Origin of the sequence: Limnobacter parvus, from assembly GCF_024623725.1 — a bacterium.
In the GTDB taxonomy this organism is placed as follows: domain Bacteria; phylum Pseudomonadota; class Gammaproteobacteria; order Burkholderiales; family Burkholderiaceae_B; genus Limnobacter; species Limnobacter parvus.
Map to the genome: position 1 here is coordinate 190,096 of NZ_JANKHG010000018.1, position 21,724 is coordinate 211,819.

The 21,724-nt window shown below is 48.6% G+C and carries 21 protein-coding genes; all 21 read right to left on the reverse strand.

Features of this window, described 5'->3' with window-relative positions:
• Nucleotides 1–20: 20 nt before the first annotated feature.
• The 21 genes from NSP04_RS11315 to metH all read right to left on the reverse strand — a co-directional run bounded on the left by NSP04_RS11315 (nucleotide 21) and on the right by metH (nucleotide 21,566).
• Nucleotides 21–263 (reverse strand): hypothetical protein, encoded by a 243-nt coding sequence (locus NSP04_RS11315; protein ID WP_257512459.1) that lies wholly within the window; start codon nucleotides 261–263, stop codon nucleotides 21–23.
• Nucleotides 264–354: 91 nt separating this feature from the next.
• The gene (locus tag NSP04_RS11320) at nucleotides 355–918 is read right to left on the reverse strand and encodes a hypothetical protein (RefSeq protein WP_257512460.1); all 564 of its coding nucleotides are present in this window, start codon (nucleotides 916–918) and stop codon (nucleotides 355–357) included.
• A gap of 18 nt (nucleotides 919–936) precedes the next feature.
• Nucleotides 937–1,269: a hypothetical protein gene (locus NSP04_RS11325; protein ID WP_257512461.1), complete on the reverse strand. Its 333-nt coding sequence runs from the start codon at nucleotides 1,267–1,269 to the stop codon at nucleotides 937–939.
• Nucleotides 1,266–2,444, reverse strand: coding sequence for a hypothetical protein (locus NSP04_RS11330; RefSeq protein ID WP_257512462.1), 1,179 nt, complete (start codon nucleotides 2,442–2,444; stop codon nucleotides 1,266–1,268). Before NSP04_RS11330 ends, NSP04_RS11325 begins: the two co-directional genes overlap by 4 nt.
• Before the next feature lie 5 nt (nucleotides 2,445–2,449).
• Nucleotides 2,450–4,219, reverse strand: coding sequence for a type III secretion system outer membrane ring subunit SctC (gene sctC / locus NSP04_RS11335; protein ID WP_257512463.1), 1,770 nt, complete (start codon nucleotides 4,217–4,219; stop codon nucleotides 2,450–2,452).
• Nucleotides 4,203–4,871, reverse strand: a complete 669-nt coding sequence (locus NSP04_RS11340; protein ID WP_257512464.1) for an HrpE/YscL family type III secretion apparatus protein — start codon at nucleotides 4,869–4,871, stop codon at nucleotides 4,203–4,205. The genes sctC and NSP04_RS11340 overlap by 17 nt, the downstream gene beginning before the upstream one ends.
• The gene (locus NSP04_RS11345; RefSeq protein ID WP_257512465.1) at nucleotides 4,864–5,616 is read right to left on the reverse strand and encodes a hypothetical protein; all 753 of its coding nucleotides are present in this window, start codon (nucleotides 5,614–5,616) and stop codon (nucleotides 4,864–4,866) included. Before NSP04_RS11345 ends, NSP04_RS11340 begins: the two co-directional genes overlap by 8 nt.
• Nucleotides 5,613–6,410: a type III secretion system inner membrane ring lipoprotein SctJ gene (sctJ, locus tag NSP04_RS11350; RefSeq protein WP_257512466.1), complete on the reverse strand. Its 798-nt coding sequence runs from the start codon at nucleotides 6,408–6,410 to the stop codon at nucleotides 5,613–5,615. The genes NSP04_RS11345 and sctJ overlap by 4 nt, the downstream gene beginning before the upstream one ends.
• Before the next feature lie 2 nt (nucleotides 6,411–6,412).
• Nucleotides 6,413–6,832, reverse strand: a complete 420-nt coding sequence (locus NSP04_RS11355; protein ID WP_257512467.1) for a hypothetical protein — start codon at nucleotides 6,830–6,832, stop codon at nucleotides 6,413–6,415.
• 86 nt (nucleotides 6,833–6,918) lie between these two features.
• The gene (locus NSP04_RS11360; RefSeq protein ID WP_257512468.1) at nucleotides 6,919–7,677 is read right to left on the reverse strand and encodes a flagellar motor protein MotB; all 759 of its coding nucleotides are present in this window, start codon (nucleotides 7,675–7,677) and stop codon (nucleotides 6,919–6,921) included.
• Entirely contained in the window at nucleotides 7,674–8,693 is a 1,020-nt protein-coding gene (locus tag NSP04_RS11365) for an anti-phage protein ZorA-like protein (RefSeq protein WP_257512469.1), read from the reverse strand. The genes NSP04_RS11360 and NSP04_RS11365 overlap by 4 nt, the downstream gene beginning before the upstream one ends.
• A 114-nt stretch (nucleotides 8,694–8,807) precedes the next feature.
• A complete protein-coding gene (locus tag NSP04_RS11370; protein ID WP_257512470.1) occupies nucleotides 8,808–9,881 on the reverse strand; it encodes an EscU/YscU/HrcU family type III secretion system export apparatus switch protein in 1,074 nt (357 codons plus the stop codon).
• Nucleotides 9,878–10,678, reverse strand: coding sequence for an EscT/YscT/HrcT family type III secretion system export apparatus protein (locus tag NSP04_RS11375; RefSeq protein ID WP_257512471.1), 801 nt, complete (start codon nucleotides 10,676–10,678; stop codon nucleotides 9,878–9,880). The genes NSP04_RS11370 and NSP04_RS11375 overlap by 4 nt, the downstream gene beginning before the upstream one ends.
• On the reverse strand, nucleotides 10,675–10,938 hold the full coding sequence (sctS, locus tag NSP04_RS11380) for a type III secretion system export apparatus subunit SctS (RefSeq protein WP_257512472.1): 264 nt from the start codon (nucleotides 10,936–10,938) through the stop codon (nucleotides 10,675–10,677). The genes NSP04_RS11375 and sctS overlap by 4 nt, the downstream gene beginning before the upstream one ends.
• Nucleotides 10,939–10,941: 3 nt before the next feature.
• Nucleotides 10,942–11,595 carry a type III secretion system export apparatus subunit SctR gene (gene sctR, locus NSP04_RS11385; RefSeq protein ID WP_257512473.1) on the reverse strand — a complete coding sequence of 218 codons (654 nt, stop codon included), beginning with the start codon at nucleotides 11,593–11,595 and terminating at the stop codon, nucleotides 10,942–10,944.
• A gap of 13 nt (nucleotides 11,596–11,608) precedes the next feature.
• Complete coding sequence (locus NSP04_RS11390; RefSeq protein ID WP_257512474.1) at nucleotides 11,609–12,694, reverse strand: FliM/FliN family flagellar motor switch protein; 1,086 nt, start codon at nucleotides 12,692–12,694, stop codon at nucleotides 11,609–11,611.
• A 7-nt stretch (nucleotides 12,695–12,701) separates the two neighbouring features.
• A complete protein-coding gene (locus NSP04_RS11395) occupies nucleotides 12,702–13,118 on the reverse strand; it encodes an Atg14 domain-containing protein (protein WP_257512475.1) in 417 nt (138 codons plus the stop codon).
• A 1-nt stretch (nucleotide 13,119) separates the two neighbouring features.
• On the reverse strand, nucleotides 13,120–14,517 hold the full coding sequence (locus tag NSP04_RS11400; RefSeq protein WP_257512476.1) for a FliI/YscN family ATPase: 1,398 nt from the start codon (nucleotides 14,515–14,517) through the stop codon (nucleotides 13,120–13,122).
• Entirely contained in the window at nucleotides 14,517–15,449 is a 933-nt protein-coding gene (locus tag NSP04_RS11405; protein WP_257512477.1) for an FHA domain-containing protein, read from the reverse strand. Before NSP04_RS11405 ends, NSP04_RS11400 begins: the two co-directional genes overlap by 1 nt.
• 14 nt (nucleotides 15,450–15,463) lie before the next feature.
• Complete coding sequence (locus NSP04_RS11410) at nucleotides 15,464–17,557, reverse strand: flagellar biosynthesis protein FlhA (protein ID WP_257512478.1); 2,094 nt, start codon at nucleotides 17,555–17,557, stop codon at nucleotides 15,464–15,466.
• A gap of 214 nt (nucleotides 17,558–17,771) precedes the next feature.
• Nucleotides 17,772–21,566 (reverse strand): methionine synthase, encoded by a 3,795-nt coding sequence (gene metH, locus NSP04_RS11415; RefSeq protein WP_257512479.1) that lies wholly within the window; start codon nucleotides 21,564–21,566, stop codon nucleotides 17,772–17,774.
• Nucleotides 21,567–21,724: the final 158 nt, after the last annotated feature.

Consider the following 21,724-nt stretch of genomic DNA (forward strand, 5'->3'; position numbering starts at 1 on the left):
AATTCACAACAAACTATGATTTATTGCTGCTTTACCAACTGCTCAAAACCCTCTGAAACCTTCGCACCCACTTTAGATGTCAGCTGAAGGGAAACTGACCGCAAACTACTTTGGTGCATGGCATCGATCAGCGACGAAACCTGACCACTTGATCCAAAATCATCAAGCTTGGATTCAATTTTGCTTTCAGTGGCTTTCAAACTTCCTTCTGCTTTTTGAACAAAGTTCACCACGGTGCCCGGCACCGGAGCAGGATTGTTCATCAAAGCCTCAAAATCTTGAACCAGGTTAGGTGAAGCATTTGCCTTAACACCACCGCCCGCCGAAGGCGAAACTTCTATAGCTGAAGCAGGATCAATCAATTTGAATCTCCACAGGTACACCAACCGCTTTCGCCAACTGGGTGCTTAATATTTTTGCCAACGATTCATGCTTTGACTTGGGCAATACACTGGGCAATACCAACTGAACCTGAAGACCACTTCCGTTGAACTGACCAAGCACCTTCACCTTACCCAAATCATGCAAATCCACCATGAACTCAACTTTTCTTTCAGAGGTAACTGCTTTAATTTCAGAGACCTCCTGTTTATTAAGTGCGGAAAAAGGATTTGAAGTTCCATTTAATTCTGGGTATCGCTGGGTAGTCGGAAATTTTCCGGCCCCCCGGTTTGCATCGTCTTGCGGCGAAGGAGGTTCAAACTCAGACTGAAAGCCCAACATCAGGGAATTGAATGCATCAACCAAAGGCTTTTCATGTTCATGCTCTTTTTGTGTTTCGATGGATTTGTTGTGCACCGGCTTGTTCATAACCAAGTCGGCTTGATAAGTAATACCAGCAGCCTTTTTTTCCAGTCGCCGTTTCACCAAGGTAGATAGGTCGTTAGGATTTCTCTCGCCGTCATTTTGAATCTTCATGATTGATTACCTGCTAAGTTATCTACTGACTCGCTGTATTTCCCAAATAATTTTTTCCAAGGTTGCTTTCGCACGAATGGCGTCTTCAAAACCAATTGCATTTTTGGAATTGGCAATCAAGCCGAAAGATGGGGCTTCAACCATGCGAACGGTAAAGGCAGGAAATGCAAGTGAATCTTTTTGAAGTGCCTTGCAAGCTTCGATTACCGAGGAATGAGGCGGCGTGTCTGCCACCCAAACAACAAAGTAATCTCCCCTATAGCCCCATGAATTTGGTTCTTCTGGCAAGAGCACCCAATCATCCAGACGCTCTAGGTTGGGAACGATAGATGATTCATCTTCTTCGCTCACGCTTCACCTGGAGAAAGCACAGCAAAAGCTTTGGCGTGTTTGGTTATTGCATCAACAATGTGCTGGCGGTGCGCACTGTTTTTGTAAAGGTCCTTGTACAAGTCACTTTGAAGTACAAGCCTGTCAAAATTTGCAATAAAAACACCTTTGGCCTGTTTTCCTTCACCCTTTACCTGGGCCGAAGCCTTTATCAATGCAGTGACCCCAGCAACCAAATCTATGGCTACTACAATCTGGTAACAGTGTTCGACCAGGGCGCTTAACTTTGGAAGTGACTTCAGTGCAGACCTATTACATACATCCAGAAATTTCTTGTTAATCAAATGCGATTTAATAAGCAGGTTTATTGCATTGATTCTTGATGCAATTTGATGCTCTCTGGTCCGGTTTTCACCCTTTTTCTGTTTTACGTTTTCACGTTTCAGCAAATCAATTAAGCCGTGGCGAACCATTTTCATTTGACTGACAAAGTCTGGCGCATCAATCAAATGTGCATAAAGTTTGAAACACCGCGCCAATTCATTGCTGGTTTCTGCCTCTGAGGTGTCCATTACGGCAAAGGCTTTAACAAATTCTCGTTGACTTACCCTTTTCATGGGCTGTGAGGCGGCAGACTTGAATGCCGCAATTGATTGCTGAATGAAGTCCTCTTCGGCTGCACTTAAGTTGGCCTTGTAGGCGTTCAACAAACGTTGGTCTGATTGGCTTAGAAAATCTGTATTTTGACCAATTTCCGCAAGCAGGTACTTTCTTAAAGTTTTTTGATCTTGGCTCAGCGTTGAAGACGACTCAACAAAGCCACTGGATGCTTGCTTCAAAGATTTAACAAAATGGAGCAGATCACGATTCAGGAAGTCTTCATTGTCGATGAACAAAACCTTGTACATCTGCTTGAAAAACTTTCGTGAGCTTGAACCTGGCCGATTCAACCTGCCAGATGAAGCGACAGCAGCCATTTGCTCTGCTGCGCTTATTTGTGGCTTGCCTAACTCTGCATTTCTAATCTGCTGAACAGCGTCAGGCTGATGGCCCGTCTTGCTGGTTCTATGCGCTTCTACAAAGCGCCCCACCTTGGATTTTTCTTTCGTAGTTAGGGTATTTTGCGGGCGCTGCCCGCTTTGCAACGCTTCTTGCGCAGTAACTACCTGAGGAACTCCTTTGACTTCTACGGCCATGTCAATTACCTCCTCAAAGATCCATCAATTTTTAGAAGTGTGGGAACCGGGGCAGACTCAGGTTCCTTGATCTTGAAAGACATCTGCATTTTATCCAGTGCACTCTTGGTTGATTGGGTATCGTGCAATGCACCACCATCGACCAGCTTGGGTGTAATCAGAAACAAACGCGCAACGGTCTGGCTTTTCTTTTCTGTACTGGTAAACACTTTTCCAATGAAAGGCAAACTACTCAACCCGGGTACTTTGTATTCTTTGTCTTCACTGCTGTCCCGGTTATAACCACCAATCAAAATGGCCTTCTCACGATGAATTAGAGCCTGTGTACTTAGCGATGTATTTTGAACTTGAGGCGTTTGAATACCTTGCCCGATTGAATTGACCAAACTTCCGTCCTGAATTTCAACACGAAGGAATATTTTTTCATCTCCATTTTCAAACACCACGCGCGGCGTAACTTGCAACAAGCTACCTGCAGTTACTTCGACCACATCGGCAACACGCTCACCGGAAACCGGCAAAAACAAGGTTTGGCTTAAATCGATGTAAGCAGACACGTTGTCTTGAGTAACAATTGTGGGGCGTGCCAGCACTTTGGCTTGCTCGTCAGCGGCCAATGCCCTAAGCCTCACCATGAACTGGGCTGGGTCAATAATTGAGTTACTTCCGGGTATAAGGTTTGGGCGCGGGACCAGGTTGGGCCGACCAACCGCATCACCTGGGAAATCATATCCAAACCGAGAGCTGATTATTCCAAACTCCATACCTAACTGGTTCAAGCTTCGTTGATCAATCTCGATCAACATGGCTTCAATCTCGACCATTTGAACGGGCTTATCCAATTGGTCGATCAAGGTTTTGTAATAGCTGTATTTGGTTTTGGCATCACGAATTAAAATTGCATTGGTTCTAGGGTCTGAAGTCACGCTTAATGCAGCTTCTTTAGAGGGGTCCTGCTTCGACGCTGCGCCCCCGATATCCGCTATTTGCCCCATCCGCCCGGCGTTGCCTTGGGATGCTGCTAAATCACCCATACCAACTATACCGGTTGGCATGTTATTTCTTGACTTCATAGAGGACTGGCTTTTAAGCTCGGGCGCAACCGACATTGACTGGCTCGGTAAGTTGAGCAGATTTAGCAATACGGTCAATGCGCCCGGAGTCACCACGCTCGATCCGCGCAAATTTGTTATGCGGTCTTCAACTGAGGCATGCTTCAAAGGAAACACCATCAACTCAATGCCGTACTTGTCCTGTTCTGACGGATCAGGTCGCTCCTGCTTGAAAGCGCTTTCCAAAAGCTTCAGATATGACCGGGGCCCGGCAACGAGAAGCTCTTTGTGATCTTGGCTATAAACCACATTGAATTCTTTGTAAGCCAACCCTGCAGACTCAATCATCTGCTTCCAGTCGTCATTTGAGCGCTCCCCGCCCACATAAAGGCGTTTGGTACTCCAATCCCCCACACTGTAGGCATACACCGTGTTTCCATTCTGGAACCAGTTAATTTGATACGCGCTTTGAAAATAGCCCATCACGTCTTCAACCGATTTCGCTTCAAATCGACCGCTGACGGGGGCAGAAGTCAAGCCATCTGCCACCAGTTTTTTGCCAAACATCGAGAGTAAATTTCGCAATACCAGTTTTGCGCCTTCACCTTGTGCAATGTAAATTTTTGTATCACCCTTGGCTTGCGAATAAACAGTGCTGATCGGGCCAAATAGCACGGCGCATGCGATCACAAAACCAGACAATAATTTATGTGGCGACTTCATTTACTTCCCCAGTTCCTTGAAATGCCCTTTGAATTTCGGGCTTCAGCGAGTCAATTTCTTCCTGATACATGTGCATCAGGTTCTCGATTGAAACAATGATCTGCGCGCCATTTGCGGTAGTAATGTTTAACTCAAACAAGCCCAGCTCTTCATTGCTTTGTACGGTGCATTTTCTGTAGTTCAGTTGACCACCCAGTACATCCATCAAAGTGCGCTCCACCAGTGCAAGCTGATCAGGGTGCGCCTGCAATGTAAGTTCCCGGGCACTGTGACTTCGTTCCAGCAATGCAACGATTAACAGGCGCATTTTTGACTTTTCATCACATTCACCCATCATGTTTTCGAGCAAGGCAGTACAAATTTCAAGGCAAACCGAGGTTGCTCTCTGCCTGTAGCCAACCACCTCGGCTGCAAACAGCGATGCGATTGACTTCAATTCTTTTTGCAGTTCCCCCAAAGCTTCTTGCCGGGCAGATTCACGGATGTGTTTTGCTTCTTCGCGCGCCTCACTGACAATATGCTGGGCTTCCAGATTGGCTTGGTGAACAATGCTGTGGTAATCGCTAACATGACGAAGCAATGAGGCCTTTATTAAAGGGGCCGCTGCTTGAAGTTGATCAGGAAACTCCACGCGACGAAGCAGCTTAAGCATGACTGAACCCCCGACTTAGATCGCTCGGCAGGTCAAATTCATCCAACTCGTCCAACCCTTCAAGATCAGGCATTTCCATACTGTCCGCTTTGAAGGGTTCAAAAATTTCGTGGTGAAGCGATTCGATTGCAAACGAAGTAAGCGAGTCGATCGTCTCCCACAAATCAAGAGGAATCGATTCAAGCTTCGATGCAAGTTCAGAAATTGCCAACGGAACAGTCAACTTCCAACGTGCATACAACAGCGGGAAAAAACTTTTCAAATAGATTGCAAGACTTAGAAGAGCCCTGTCACCGACTAGCACGGGCTGGCTATTGAGCATTTTTAGTTGGCTTGCGAACGTGTCGTGCCACACGTATATTTCGCCTGGCATTTCGTTTCGTAGTGTGACGATTTCACGAATGTGATCCGGCGAAGTAATCCCGTAATTCGATTGCCAGTCTTGTGCCCTGGCGTGGAGAATGCTTGTATCCATGCCCCATACAGCCAGCTTTAAAAAATGACTTTCCAACTGACTTCGACTGGCCAAAGCCAAAGCGCGTAGCTGAAGCTTGGTATCCAGAGAATCATCTGGCATGTCTGGAAGTGCGAGTACACTTCGCAATTCGAATAACTTGAAGTAATCCAGTTTTTGCGTTTTCTGTGTGATTACGGGCAATACAGCAAGCTGTTCATCATGCACATTCACTAGCGGATTTGACCACCATGCCCACCACTGAGTGTCGAAGCGCAGACTGCCGTTCATTTCATGAACCTCGATTTAAATTTCAACAACGACTCGGGCCACTCCGACGGATCTTTGGCCTGCAACCAGACAATGCCCAAAGACAAAGCCCACATGCCAAAAAACAAGTACACAATGCTGAGAAAATAAAACTTGTCTTCGGGATGCAAGGCGATTGGGCCGTACCAAAGCAAAGGCACACAATTGTCTACCTTGGCCTCTGAGGGCACTGCCGCAATCGTTACGCTGCGCTGTGCGTCACCACTAAGCCCAGGTATGCTTTTGAAAATCAGCTCCCTTACTTGAGGTACATATGCTGGAAAGCTTGCGCCATCGGCATACTTAACAAATACCGCTGCTGATGAAGGGGATAATGCCTCGCCGGGATTCGAGCGCTCGGGAAGAACTATGTGCACACGGGCAGACAATACGCCATCCATGTCCATTACAGTTTGCTCCAGTTCTTGCGACAAGGCATACAGATAGCGCGCACGCTCTTCCAAAGGCGAACTGATCATGCTGTCTTTTTTAAACACTTCGCCAATCGAGGTTTTCTTGTCGCGAGGCAAACCTTTCTTTTCGAGAATTCGCAACGCTTCAGACGACATTTGTTGAGGAACTGTAATGATTTCCCCCTCTTTGCCTGAACTTTTCTCGGCTGGAATGCCAGCCTCGAGCAGAGACGAGTAAATTTCATTGCCTTCGGCTTGACTTAGCCCCGTAAACAAATTTGTTCTGTCGGAACAAGCAGTAATTGACCCCAGAAAAATAAAGGAGACGATTAACTGCAAAACGGTTGAACCAATGCGTGACATGATCAACGCCCCCGCGTCACGGACTGCAACTCTTCGGAAAAATTTTGGGAAGCCTCGCCTACCCGGTTTAATCCAACAAAATAGTAAGTTTGGGCATGTCTTTGCTCAACCATCAATTGAGCAAGATTGCCTTTTAAGTCGTTGGCCGTACTCATTTCAGCGGTTTTACTGTTGATGTCTTTCTCGAGTCGATGAACTGCTTTCTCCGCCAGATTCACCCGTATCGCGGTGTCTTCCAAAAGACTGGAGCCAGCCCATTCACTAGAGCTTTTTTTGTCATCCAAACTGGATTGGCTTTTACCCAGCGAGCTTTCAATGCTCATCATCAGGGATTTGAACTGAGCGACGTTTTCCGCTGGCGCCTGGATTTGAGTTGCCTGACCCAAAGTAACAGGCAAAGCTGAGCTGGGGTTAACCGTCATGTTCTCACTCCAATACTGATCGTTACTTTAAGTGCCCTGCAATGGCGAATAGTTCCAATAATCCCAACGCGCCAAATTTAAGCGTGTTAAATCATGCAACGCTCTGGGCCTATGTCATCGAACTTCGCTTCATTGGTGCGGTTAACGCCTTCTTCGGAATCAAGGCCATAAAACTGCAGCCGCAATTCAACTCGACGACTTGCGCCCTTGGATTCACGGGAGTTATTGAACGCAACACCGCCAGCGAGAAACAATTTCTTGATTTGGCGACGCTGTTCAGCAGTTAAGTTGACATTGCTAGCATGCTCGTTTTGCAGCAGGGTACACATCACCCACTCGGACCGCTTCAAGCTCAAGTTCAAGTTGTACAGATACGAGCCATCGGTGTCGGTGAACCCTTCAATCAAGATCTGTTTCAGCCACTTCTTCCCCAACGGAGTTTCAGCGGCTTCCAGAATCAAGGGCACCATGCCCTCAAGAGCCTCGACTCCGTCTGCCCCCAGCTTGAATTCATCTGTTTTGAACCGCCCAACCTCACCGAAATTGATGCGATTTAACTTGCAATCAACATACACACCACGCAACGATTCGGCGGTCCGTTCGGCAAGAAAGTCGCACACGCTTTCTATTTCGGACTGACGAACCTCTTGGTTTTCAATCACAGTTTCAACTTTCTCGCTTTGTTTCATTACTTCTTGTGTTTTGGCGCTGATATTCGATAAAGCAGTCACCATGATGACCAAAAATAAGATCATCAACGCTGTCATCAAATCTGCATAAGAAATCCAGAAGGGCTTCTCAGCGTCATCCAGTGAGCTGGATGGCTGGTATTTGCCGGAGCTCATGGCGCCTCCGTCGTTAACTCTGCGCCACCTTCTTGCTGGCGGGCGCGAATAACCTTTAGCGCCAGATCTTGCGGGCTGTTTCTAATGTGACTAATACGATTTTCAAGATTTCGTCCCATTTCTTCGATCGGTGTTTTCACCTGACGAATGAGGGCAGTTTCCAGTTGCGTAGCCAAGCGCCGGTTCGACTCGTTCAATGCTTGACTAAGAACCTCACCCAAGCCTTCCAATTGTTGAGTTTGAACAGTTTCCAGTTGCCGAATCACTGGCACCATGGCCTGGATCAACTCATCTTTTAAGCTTTTGGCCTGATCACTGGAGTTGGCAGAATGATGCACTAGAGTGGCCAAATATTCTTCGCCAACACCCGCTTCAAAAAGATTGTTGAGTGCATCCACCAGATCATCCAGGGACTTCAGACAGTGACGGTAAAGCAGTTTTTCCCAATGCGTAATAACCATGGCAACAGTAATTGCGGCAGCCGAAGCGTAAAAAGCGTCGCGGACACCAGCAAGCAGCATGGCAACGCTTTTGTTCATTTGCTCAACATTGGAAGCGTCGAAGTTGGAAAGCCCAAACAACAGGCCAGAGAAGGTTCCGATGATGCCGATGCCAGTAAGAATACCGGGCAGATGCTTGAAATAATCAACCCCCAAAGGGCGATCAATCACAGTCGCCACAGAAAAACAATAAGACACGGGTACTGTCAATCTGGACTTTCGAACACGCTTTGACTCGGAATTGCTGATGGTCTGGGTGTGCAAGGTTTTGGCAAAGTCCTTCCACACGGATTCCAGAGGCGTATTTTGAAACACCTTTGCTGCACCAATACGCCGCATTCCTTCATCGCCATCGCTCATTGAACGAATGGTGACGCTGGTTTTTGCCAAAAGGCTGCGCAGTTCCCGTGAGGGCGTCACATACCGGCTATAAAAGTAATAGCAGGCAGCAACTAGAATGATTAAGACCACCGCAGGTGGAAGTAACTGAATCAGATGTAGCTCTGTGGTTTGCATCGCGTGAACCCTTCCAAATTGAACATTGGCCCTGTCCGACTGCATACCGGGCAGACCACTACCTGTTTCTGTGACTTAAAACAGGCGGAAGTTCCAATATTGAAACAATCAGGGTCAGTGTTCTGATGGGGGGGAATCTGTTGTGCCGTTTGTTTGGCTAAGTTGAACCACTGCGCGAAACACTTCTGCAGCCAAAACAAGATGTTCCTTCTTGATGTATTCCTCTTCTTCACAATCGGAATACAGGCTTCTTGCCAAAGGCACATTGACGATCACCGGTATACCGAGCTCCTTGGCTCGCTTGCGCATCTGCATTGCTTCATCATCTACGCCCATACAAAGAATAAAAGGCAAATCATGTTTTCCAGGTTCGTAGTCCAGCGCGACTGCAATGTGAGTTGGGTTGGCCACAATGGCCTTTGCATCACCCATTTTGTTCAGCGAGGAATTCAAGATGCTTCTGTGCTCTCTGCGCCTGCGGTTCTTGTTCTCTGGGCTGCCTTCGCTCTGCTTGTGCTCATCCTTAATGTCATTTTTACTCATTCGATTGTTCTTGATGTAATTCATGTATTCTGCTGCCCAATCGATGGCGGCAAGAATCAGGAACAAGGCCAGCGAGAAAAAGATAATGTCTTTTAAGCAATCAACCAGTACTGTAAAGAAATACCCGATACCCACTCTGTAGCTATTGATCATGTTGGACAAACTGTCCATGAACACCAGGTAAGCCACCCACGACAAGATTAAAACTTTGCCAACATTAAGAAAAAGCTGAATAAAACTTTTCTTGGAAAGCATGTTTTTTACATTTGACACCGCATCGAATTTTTTGAACGAAGGTATCAAAGCTTCGGGAGCGACCAGAAATCCAATCTGGGCCCAGGTCATCAAAGTCGCGGCGATTGCACACACTGCCACCAAAGGGCCAACAATCAAAAAAAGGATTTCGTTGGCAAGATTAAATATGACGGGTGAAAAGTGGCCCTGCTGATTGAACCCACTGTCAATAATCAAATCAATCAGTTCGACAAAACGAGGAGCATAACTGTCTGAAAGCCAAAAAAACACCAGGTAAAACATGCCCAGTTTCACTACGATCTGCATGTCTTTGGAAACAGCGACCTGGCCCTTTTTTCTGGCGTCATCCAGCTTTTTCTGCGTGGGTTGTTCGGTTTTTTCGCCGCTCATTGCATACCCTCCAGCAACAAAAAAAGACTTTCGCTGTAATTTCGAAACAGATGAAAGATTTCATCTTCTGCGTAGTGCATCAGCGCCAACAAAGCGGCAATCCCAAACACACTGCGCAAGCCATATTCCAGACTGTACACCTGCAGTTGCTGGGCAAATGCGGACACAATTTCTACTGCCAGTTCAACAACCAGAATGGCAATTAACACTGGGCCACTTAGAAGCACAGCGAACGCAATCGAATCTGCTGTCAATCTCATCAATGTCGTAATCCAGGTATCAAACCCACCCATCACCAAAGTGCCGGGCGGCATTAAAAGATAGCTTTGTAGTAAATGCACCGTGACTGCGTGCAAACCGGGGCCTGCAAACATTAAGGCGGCAAACAAGAGGCCAAATAAAGTTTCAAGTGGCAGCTCTTCGCCGGAATCATTACCGCTTACCTGGGCAGAAAATGTAGCCCCGCGATACACATCCACCAACGCACCAAAACCTTTAAATGCGTGGTATGGCAAGGCAATGGTCAGCCCAAGCAACACACCCAAAAGAATTTCGCTCACAAAAGTAAGGACGTTGAAGGAAGGAACGGCGATTCCAACGGTGTAGAATTCAGTGGATGCCAAAGCCGGGTACATGACCAGTGTGGCACCCACGGCCGCTTTGATGAATGGACTGGTATATCCCTTCGCAAAGAGTGGAAAGAACCACATGAAAGCCGCAGCACGGGGCAGGTGATAAGAGATAACGGCGATGAAATCTCGCAGACCATCACCTGTATCTCCCATCAATTCAATCATGGCAGCTTGGCGCTCCGCGAGATCAAATCCAGCATTAAATCTGTGAACTGAATCAAGGTTTGTGCAATCCACGGCCCCGTAGCGAACAAGACCAAAACAACTGCAACAAGCTTGATGCCAAAGGGAAGTGCCTGATCCTGAAGCTGGAAAATAGCCTGTAGCAAGCCCAACAGCAAACCCAAAATAACCGTCACGATGACGACGGGTGCCGAGATCAACAGTGAAAGCAGCAATGCTTGATTAACATAGTAGGAGAGCATGGGTCACATCAAGTAAGAATTAACCAAACCTTGAAGGACTTTTGCCCATCCTTCTACAGCAACAAAAAGAACGATTTTTGCAGGCACGGTCAGTGACATCGGCGACACCATCATCATGCCCAAGGCCATCAATGCGCTGGATACCGCCAAATCAATGATCACAAATGGTAGATACAGATACAGCCCAATACGAAATGCGTCTGCCAGCTCGGAAGCAACAAATGCGGGCATGACCACAAAAAGATCTGTTTTCTCAACTGGCGCAGAGCTGTATTTTTTCTGAAATTGCTGCGCGGTACTGTGGAAGCTGTTCAGGTAGTCTTCATCCACATTGGCAAGCATGAATTTCTTGAACGGGGGAACCGCGGAGTTAATTGATTCCAGCACTTCAACGCCGGAAACAGGCATTTTTCCTTCCGGGGCAAATCGATTTCCTGCATCGGTCAATATGGGGCCCATGACCAACAAGGTCATGACCATTGAAATACCATACAGCACCATATTCGAGGGCACCTGTTGGACGCCAATTGCATTCCTGAGGATTAGCAACACTGCTGATATTTTCAGAAAAGAGGTACAAGTAACCGCGACCAAAGGCAACACAGACAGTGAAGCGATCGTAACGATTAACCCGATTGGATTAATGCTCTCGTTCATGTGAAAACCCTTTTTAGTCCAGTCGTCTTGTAACCTGAACCATCAGCTGATCCTGGAAATGAACCAGTTCGCCTTCAAGAATTGGCGAACCCATCACGCACAAAGTGACAGTGGGCAAGGCATGTTCACGCAGCTCAATCAAGGTGCCGGCTTGAACACTACACAAGTCGTTGAACAGAATCGTCGTTCGGCCCGCATGAATCTCCAATTCAATTTGCTCATGAGGTGCCAACAACTTGTCAGACTCCTCCTGCTCAAATTTATTAATGTCGTCGGAACCATAGTGAAGCTTGGTGTCTTCTTCATTCATCACGAGAAATACCTCATATTTGGATTTGGAAAACTTGTTTCCACGAAATCGCAAGAAGCCGCGCAGGCTTTTGGATACTGAGTCAGCGGTGTAATTCTGGACAGCCACCAAATCGCCTAACCCAAGCGAGCCAAGTTCCTCACTGGCCCAGATGCGCTGAACAGGATTTAAATAAACCGACATTTCAAAATGAACCACCTTTGACATGGTTTCGTGGTCAGCCCAGAACGCGGGGCAATAATGACGCACCTGCTCTTCCAAAGCGCCGATGGTTACTGGGTTACCGAGAATGAAAACTTTACAGACTCTTCGATGATCCACAGCCAGATAATTTGAAGGGCTTTTCTTGGGCAGTTCTTCAAGTGTCATGAACCGGTTAACACGAATGTTCAACAGATTCTCAATTTCATTGATTGCCGCACACACGATGTCGAAGAGAGGCACGACTGATCCGCCACCCCAGGCAGCTAACTTTGGCGTGACAAAGCAACCTGTTCTTTCATAAACATAGGCACTGTCCACACCGATCGATATGTCCGCACTGTGTTCATTCGACGCACTAAGCCAGATCAAATCGCCCAGTGACCCCTTGAAGGGTAAACCAGTGACCCTTCGAAACGCCAATTCCGACTGGGTTTCAGTTTCATATTCATAAAAACGCTGAAGTATGCCGCATGAGCGCGCAAATACCGTTGTATGCGTGGGGTCATAACGCACAGAACGGAGGCTTTCAAAACTCCACCTTTGCGGTTCGTTTTGAAGAATCTCAACTGGATCTACTTCAGTCATCAATTTTTCATTCCCAGAGTTCTTCTTTAATTACTTCCTGCAAACCAATGAGTTTCTTTTCCGCCCGATTTAGTTCAACCGTGCTTGAATTAAGTCTTTCTTGAACCTCTTTAAGCTTTGCTTTTGAGTCTTCAACATGATTGAATGCGTCTTTAATCTGTTTGACGCCTTTGAGTTGAAGTTTTGTATAAGCAACGACCTCGTGAGACTTGACAGAGCTTGAGCTTTTCAATGCTTGAAGCTGATTTTTTTGTTCTCCGATTAGCTCAATCTCGGTGCTTTGATACGCTTCTTCTGCTTGTTGAATCTGTCTGGCTGCCTGATTCCTCTCGGCAGCCACAATACCTTGCTGGCGACGGAAGTTATCCACCCTCAACTTTCGAATTTGTTCGATTTGCTTGAGCTCTTTCTCAATCGAATTCACCTTAACCTCTGGACCTGACTACACTTTCGAATTTGGACACAATTGCGTCCAATCGAGATAGCGCCTGCTTGGGTGAGTCGATGTCAAAACGTCCTTGCTTGCACCACTCATCAAGCTTTGGCTTGATCAGTACGGCCTCATCAATCAAAGGGTCTGTGCCAGGCTGATATTCATTCAGTCGAATCAATAACTCAACTTCCTGAAACAGGGAATACGCGCGACGTAATGCCGCAGCGGCACTTTGAGTTCGCGTGCTGGCCACGTGGCTGGCCACTCGAGACAAACTTTTTAAAACATCAATGGCGGGAAAATGGCTTTTCTCAACGAGTTTGTTGCTTAAAACAATGTGGCCATCCAGCAAGCTTTTGGCTTCGCTGGCGATTGGATCATCTTCAAGCTTCTCTCCTTCCATCAATACTGTGTACACGGCAGTAATACTGCCTTTGGAAGTGCGTCCTGAACGCTCGATTAACTCCGGAAGAATTGAATACACGGAAGGTGTAAAGCCTGACTGGGTTGAGGGCTCACCCGCCATAAGGCCAACTTCCCGTTGTGCACGTGCGAGTCGGGTCAGGGAGTCGACCACCAACAAAACGGACTTTCCCTGATCACGTAAATACTCTGCAATTGAAGTGGCTGTGAATGCTGCTCGCACCCTTTCGATAGGTGAGCGATCGGATGTTGCGCACACAAAAAAACTTTTTGCCCGAATATCGTCAGAAATTTCTCGTTCCATGAATTCACGCAGTTCACGACCACGTTCACCCACCAATCCGAATACAACCGCATCCACATTTGCGCCACGTACAATTTGCGCCATCAATGTACTTTTACCGCAACCGGGTGGGGCGAAAATACCGAGTCTTTGTCCGATACCCAGGGTGAGCAAACCATCGATAACACGTATCTGAGTGGTGAACGCTTCGGCAACAGGCGGGCGCTGGGTTGCGGGTGGTGCCGGGCGAATAACAGGTATTGCATCTTGTTCTGTGGATAAGACACCCAGGCGCCAATTGTTTGGCTCATCCATGCTGCGCCCCATGCCGTCCAGTACCGTGGCCATAACCCGGTCGTCTGCTTTCACGCAATGTGGTTTGCCCAGTGGGGTAACCTTTGCACCCAGGGCGATTCCGACCACCGACTGAAGACAAGAAATAGTTGCTTCATGTTCAGTAAATGCAATCACTTCACCCAACACCACCTGACCATTGGTGGATTCAATTTCGCACAGTTCGCCTTGAACAACATCGGGCAAATTGGCCTTCACGGTTGTTACAACAATCTCGTTAACAAAACCGATTCGCCGGACTGGACTTAGCGCTTTAACACGGCTGCGCAGTTGCTGCAGTGCATCTGCATTTAAAACCGTTGGCTGAAGTTCCAAGTCTAGCTTCGACATTACAGCATCACCTCATAGAGAGTGCTTCCTTGAAAAACCACTTTGTCCGATTGAATACCGACCAGCTTTACACCGTTGTAGTTGCCGCCGATGTACAGACGTTCGCCATCACGTAAAACCAAAACAGGCTTTACACCCAAAACAAGTTGTTCCACTTGGATCTCATCAATCGCAAGTTGCTCTGCAGATAAACGCAGGGATGCACGGATTCCAACTTCATTCCCGTAGTCGCGAGTGACCTGCGAAAGGAGTCGCTCAAATTCAATGGCCTGAGCGCGCGAAAGCTCGACGTCGATTTCTACTTCATCATTCTCTACATTCACATTCATTGAAGTAAAAGACATTCTTCGAGCTAACGCATTGAACTCCTGTTCAATATTCATGGCCATTCGCGCTTTGACAGGAATCACATCACTGCGCTTTTTTGCTTGCTCTAGCTTGTTGGGTACGCTGGCCTGAGACTTCACAACGCCTGCAGTTCCAAAGAACAACACAGTGGTTGTGATCAGCAAGCTGATGACAAAGAGGAAGGCCACAATGGCCCTGGCACCTAAACTTCGTAGAAACTGCACTGCCCGATAGAGGTTTCGGGCGGCTTTGTCTCGCACGGAAGTTGCCAACCCATACGAAGCATTTAGAACCTCAAGTTCTAACTGCACATGCCTGAAATCCAGCATCAGTGACTGCGAAGGAAACAGTGTCGCCTCAACCTTTTTCATATCAGGCGAGGTTAAACGTGCTTCGCTATTGATGCTTTCAATCTCATAGCGACGACCCATTTTTCGCAACGTGATCAAATTGTCTGGTATGTCAGGATCACACAGAAAAACATCTGCTTGTGGATGGGCACCCATGGTCAGAAACGTTTGATCGAATCTCCACAAGGCACCAGCATGCAGCCCGGATTTTGCTTTAATTTGAATATGAAGCATGTGCGTTACCTGTTTTAATTAATTTGTTTTGATTCTTGTTCCAGCTCAATCGAGCCCAAGACCTCAACATCGATCCCCGAAGAAAGCTCTTGGTGTGAAAGAACCGGAACAGTGAAAAGTGAGTTCTGAATAATTTGGCGTACGAACTGCCTGCAATCCATGGAGCAAATAATTACAGGCACGTATTGGTAAACCAAATGTTGCTTGATCTGCGATTCAACGCGATCTACCAATTCATTCAATGAACTGGCATCAATGTCGATAAATGCGCCGCCCACATCGCTGCGCAAGGATTCTCGAATTAATTGCTCAAATTCAAGGCTAAGAATGAATACCTTCAACTTTCGATTGACCACATATTGGTGGCAAATCTGCTCATGTAGACCGCGACGAACTTGCTCGGAAATAACACCAATGTCTCGCTCCCGCTGGCCCCACTCAATCAGGGAATTTAAGATGGAGCGGAAATTCTTGATGGACACCTGCTCTGCCATCAAACGCTGCATGACACCAACCACCTTGGTCATTGGCAAAACACGCTCCAGTTCCTTGAGCTGCTCACCAAACTTGTCGCCCAAAGTGGTGACGTGGCGCTGATATTCATTCAAGGTGAAAAGTTGATCAATTTTTTGAATGACCAACGCACTGACCCTTGCAATGTGTCTTGTCTCGAAAGTTTCGTATTGAATGCCTGACTGATCGAGCAACAGTTTGTGTATCGGATCACACAAGAGGTTGAACTTGCCCGTAATTACGTCTTTTTCAATTTCATATTGCAGGCCCGCAATTTGATCGAGTATTGCGATTTCGGCAAACAAGGTGAGGCGCTTGTCGGAGATATCCAGTTCCAATGACGGTACGCCGTACACATAGAACTCGACCAGATCACCTGGATGTTTCTTGAATTCAAATACCGGAATCAAGATACCCAGGTGATCAACCTGTCTGTTCCTTGCCATGCGGCAAATATTCTGCACCAAGGTGGCAGAGTTAGGTTCCAGAGATGCGGGTATGCGAATTTCAAAGGCAGGGAAAGTATCGGTGCTAAGCACGTCTTCCATCTTGCCGCCCATGGCACCGTGCACCATGCTTTGAAACTGATCAGACACGTTTAGCTGGGGTGCTTTTTCCTTTTTCTTGCTGGCAAAGAACCATCCTGCAAAAAAGCAACCTGCGATCGTGACAAAGGCAAAACTTGGCATGCCTGGCACGAAGGCAAACATCAAACAAACAATGCCACTGATTTGCAAGGCATTGCTGTTGTTGCTCAAGTCTTTAATCATGTCCTGAGCAACGTTGGCACCATCTGCTTCACCTTTGGTAACGCGCGTTACGATAAGGCCCGCAGCAATCGACACCATCAACGATGGGATGATTGCTACCAGACCATCACCCACCGACAGAATTGTGTAAATCTGGCTTGCATCTGAAAAGCTCATGTCACGCTGCAACATACCCACGGTGAGCCCACCCAGCAAGTTCACCACCGTAATAACCAAGCCAGCAATGGCATCGTTCTTTACGAATTTGATGGCACCGTCCATGGCACCAAAAAGCTGTGATTCTTTTTCAAGATCGGAACGGCGTTTTTTGGCCACGGGCTGCGTAATGAGGCCAGCGCGAAGATCGCTGTCGATTGACATTTGCTTGCCCGGCATTCCATCTAGAGAGAATCTTGCGGCAACCTCGGCAACTCGCTCAGAACCCTTGGTGACCACCAGGAAGTTCACCACTGAAATAATCAGGAAGATGGTAAGACCTACTGCGATGTTGCCGCCCACCACAAACTCACCGAAGGTTTGAACAATGTGGCCGGCGTCGGCTTCAAGCAAAATAAGCCGGGTGGTTGAAATAGTCAGGGCAAGCCGGAAAAGCGTGGTCATCAACAAGATGGCCGGGAATGACGAGAACGAGAGCGGGGTTTCGATCAGTACAGCACTGATGACCAGCAGAATACAGATGGAGATATTCACAGCCAGCAGCACGTCGATCACTGCGGGGTTGAGAGGAATCACCATCATGACGATCATGAGGATGATGAGTGAGGCACCGACCACTTCGGACCGAGCCGACGCCAAACGGGCAAAACGATTGAGCGCTTCCAACATGTGCTGAACCCCTGAAACATTGGCCACACTGCGTACAGTTGACCTATTTATTTTTTCCCTGCATGTGAATAAGTGGCAGAGAAATCAGGATGGTTCCTTCCGCGCAATGATTGCGCAGAAATGTTAGCTAGATGGAGGTATGGAAGGGGTATAAACGGACAAAGTGTGAATCCCTTGCCTCAGGAACGACAAGGCAAGGGAGAGATGGGATTGATTACGCCAAGACGGTAGACAAAGCTCTTTTAAGGTCGTCCGCCTCACGACCGCTGTAGCTCAGCAAGGCGCCGAATTGGTCTTGACCCACTGGCCCCACATTGAAGTAATCACTTTCCGGGTTGGCAAAATAGAAACCTGACACACTGGCCGCCGGGTTCATCGCCAGGCTTTCAGTCAGTGTCATGCCAATTTCTTCGCACTGCATTACCTCAAACATGTTTCGCTTGATGGTGTGTTCCGGGCAAGCGGGGTAACCCGGTGCAGGACGAATACCTTGATACTTCTCGGCGATCAGATCGTCGTTACTCAAGGTTTCGTCGGCCACATAACCCCACAGGTCTTTGCGAACCCTTTGGTGCAGGCATTCGGCAAAGGCCTCGGCCATGCGATCGGCAAGGGCCTTGAACATGATGGAGGAGTAATCGTCGTGGGCGGCCTGGAATTCTTTTTCTTTCTTCTCCACGCCCAAACCAGCAGTAACCGCAAACATGCCAATGTAGTCGTCGCCCCGGCCTTTCGGTGCAATGAAATCGGCCAGCGATTTGTTGGCAATACCTTCACGTTTTTCGCCTTGCTGGCGCAGCGGGCTGTAGGTGAACAGCACCTGGCTGCGGCTTTCGTCGGCATACACTTCAATGTGGTCATCATTCACAGTGTTTGCCGGGAAAAACGCCACCGCCGCATTCGCTTGCAGCCAGCGCCCTTCAATGCATTTTTTCAGCATGGCCTGGCCATCGGCGAACACTTTGCGGGCGGCGTCGCCCACCAGTTCGTCTTGCAGCACACGGGGGTAACCGCCATGCAAATCCCAGGTTTGGAAAAACGGGGTCCAGTCAATGTACTGGGCAATGTCAGCCAAATCGTAGTTTTTGAAGTAGCGTTTGCCAATGAACTTGGGCTTGGGCGGCGTGTAAGCAGCCCAGTCGATCTGCTGTTTGTTGGCACGTGCGGCTTCAATGCTGATCAGCGGTTGGGCCTTTTTGTTGGCATGCTGTTCGCGCACGCGCTCGTATTCAACTTTCAGGTCGGCCTTGAAAGTGTCGGCTGATTCATCGGACAACAAGTTGGAAGCAACGCCGACGGAGCGGCTTGCATCGCTGACGTACACGGTGGGGCCTTCGTAATGTGGTGCAATTTTCACGGCGGTGTGTACGCGGCTGGTGGTGGCACCGCCAATTAGCAGCGGGATTCCACGGTCGCGGAAATAGGGGTCGCGCTGCATTTCAGAAGCCACATAGGCCATTTCTTCAAGCGATGGCGTAATCAGACCCGACAAGCCGATGATGTCGGCATTGATTTCTTTGGCCTTGGCCAGAATCTGCTCGGCGGGCACCATCACGCCCATGTTTTCAACTTCAAAGTTGTTGCACTGAAGAACTACTGTGACGATGTTTTTGCCAATGTCGTGCACGTCGCCTTTCACCGTGGCAATCAAAATTTTGCCTTTGGCTTTTGCGTCGCCACCAGCGGCAACCAGTTGCTTTTTCTCTTCTTCGATGTAAGGAATAAGGTGGGCCACCGCCTGCTTCATGACGCGGGCGCTTTTCACCACCTGCGGCAGGAACATTTTGCCTGCACCGAACAGGTCGCCAACCACATTCATGCCGTCCATCAGCGGGCCTTCAATCACATTGATTGGGCGGCCACCGTTGGCTGCGATTTCAGCGCGGCATTCTTCGGTGTCTTCAACAATGAAGTTGGTAATGCCGTGCACCAGCGCATGGGCCAGGCGCTTTTGTACCGGCTGGTTGCGCCATTCCAGGTTTTCTTCAAGTTTTTTGCCGCCAGCTTTCAGGGTGCCTGCGAATTCGATCATTCGTTCAGTGGCTGATTTGCCAAAGTCTGGATCGTTGGACGGAAGATTGGGCTGTCGATTCAGCACAATGTCTTCCACGCGGGCTTTCAGTTCAGGTTCCAGTTCATCGTAAACACCCATCATGCCGGCGTTCACAATACCCATGGTCATGCCATTTTTGATGGCGTGGTACAGGAACACTGTGTGAATGGCTTCGCGCGCAGGTTCATTGCCGCGGAAGCTGAATGACACGTTGGACACACCGCCTGAAATTTTGGCGTGTGGCAGGTGTTTCTTGATCCAGCCTGTGGCTTCGATAAAGTCGTTGCCGTAGTTGTCGTGTTCTTCAATGCCAGTGGCAATCGCGAAAATATTCGGGTCGAAAATAATGTCTTCGGCGGGGAAGCCAACTTCGTTCACCAGAATATTGTAGGCGCGTTCGCAAATTTCAATTTTGCGGGCGTAGGTGTCGGCTTGGCCTTTTTCATCAAAGGCCATCACGATGACTGCGGCACCATAGCGCTTGCACAGCTTGGCCTGGCGTTTGAATTCGTCAACGCCTTCCTTCATGGAAATGGAGTTGACCACCGCCTTGCCCTGCACGCACTTCAAACCGGCCTCAATCACTTCCCACTTTGAGGAGTCGATCATCACGGGCACGCGTGAAATATCGGGCTCAGAGGCCATCAGGTTCAGGAATTTCACCATGGCAGCTTTGGAGTCGAGCATGGCTTCGTCCATGTTCACATCCACGATTTGCGCACCGTTTTCAACTTGCTGGCGGGCCACACTGAGGGCTTCGTCGTACTGCTCATTCAAAATCATGCGGGCGAAAGCTTTGGAACCAGTCACGTTGGTTCGCTCGCCCACGTTGATGAACAGGCTATTGTCGTCGATGTTCAAAGGTTCCAGGCCAGACAGGCGGCACTTGGGCTCGACTGTGGGAATGGTGCGCGGCTTTTGGTTTTCAAGTGCTTTGGCAATGGCGGCAATGTGATCAGGCGTGGTGCCACAGCAGCCACCGGCCACGTTCAAAAAGCCAGACGCTGCGAATTCCTTTACCAGGCTGGAGGTAATTTCCGGTGTTTCGTCAAAGCCGGTGTCGCTCATGGGGTTGGGCAAGCCAGCGTTGGGATACACGCAAATGGGCACGTCGCAAATTTTGGACAATTCGGCCACATACGGGCGCATCAACGATGCACCCAAGGCGCAGTTCAAACCAATGGTGATGGGATTGGCATGGCGCACGGAATTCCAGAACGCTTCCACGGTTTGGCCAGACAACACACGACCCGAAGCATCGGTCACCGTACCGGAAATCATGATGGGCAACTTGTTGCCGGAATCTTCGAAATACTGATCGATCGCGAACAGCGCGGCTTTGGCGTTCAGCGTGTCGAAAATGGTCTCGACCAGCAGCAGGTCCACGCCGCCCTCAACCAAGCCTTTGGTTTGCTGGTAGTAGGTGGCGACCAGTTCATCAAAGGTGATGTTGCGCGCGCCGGGGTCGTTTACATCGGGGCTGATTGACGCAGTTTTGGGCGTGGGGCCCAAGGCACCCGCGGCAAAGCGGGGCTTTTCGGGCGTGGAGTACTTCACGCAGGCTTCTTTGCACAGGCGGGCAGCTTCGCGGTTCATCTCATCAACAAGATGTTCCATGTCGTAGTCGGCCTGCGCCACGGTGGTGGCACCGAAGGTGTTGGTTTCCAGAATGTCAGCGCCAGCGGCCAGGTACTGCTCATGAATCTCGGTCATGATGGCGGGCTGGGTTATGACCAACAACTCATTGTTACCCTTGATATCGCGGTGAAAATCAGCGAAACGCTCGCCCCGGTATTGGGCTTCCGTGAGCTTGTATTGCTGGATCATGGTGCCGGTTGCACCGTCCAGAATCAGGATGCGTTTTTGAAGGAGTTCACGGAGTTGGGCTTCGACTGCGGCGCCGTTGACAACAAGGCTGTTGTGCTGGGCAGGCGAAGAAGCGGGGCGCGTGTTCATCGCGGGGCCTCTTTATGATGCAAGGGTTTGAAAACAGGCTGCATTTTAGCAGGGAAATGGCGTGATGCGGTGCGAATTTGTGACGTAAAGCGCCGTCCAGCTTGGCGTTTGCGTGACCAAGCGCCTCGATTCCTTAAAAATGCCGATTCGCTTGCTCA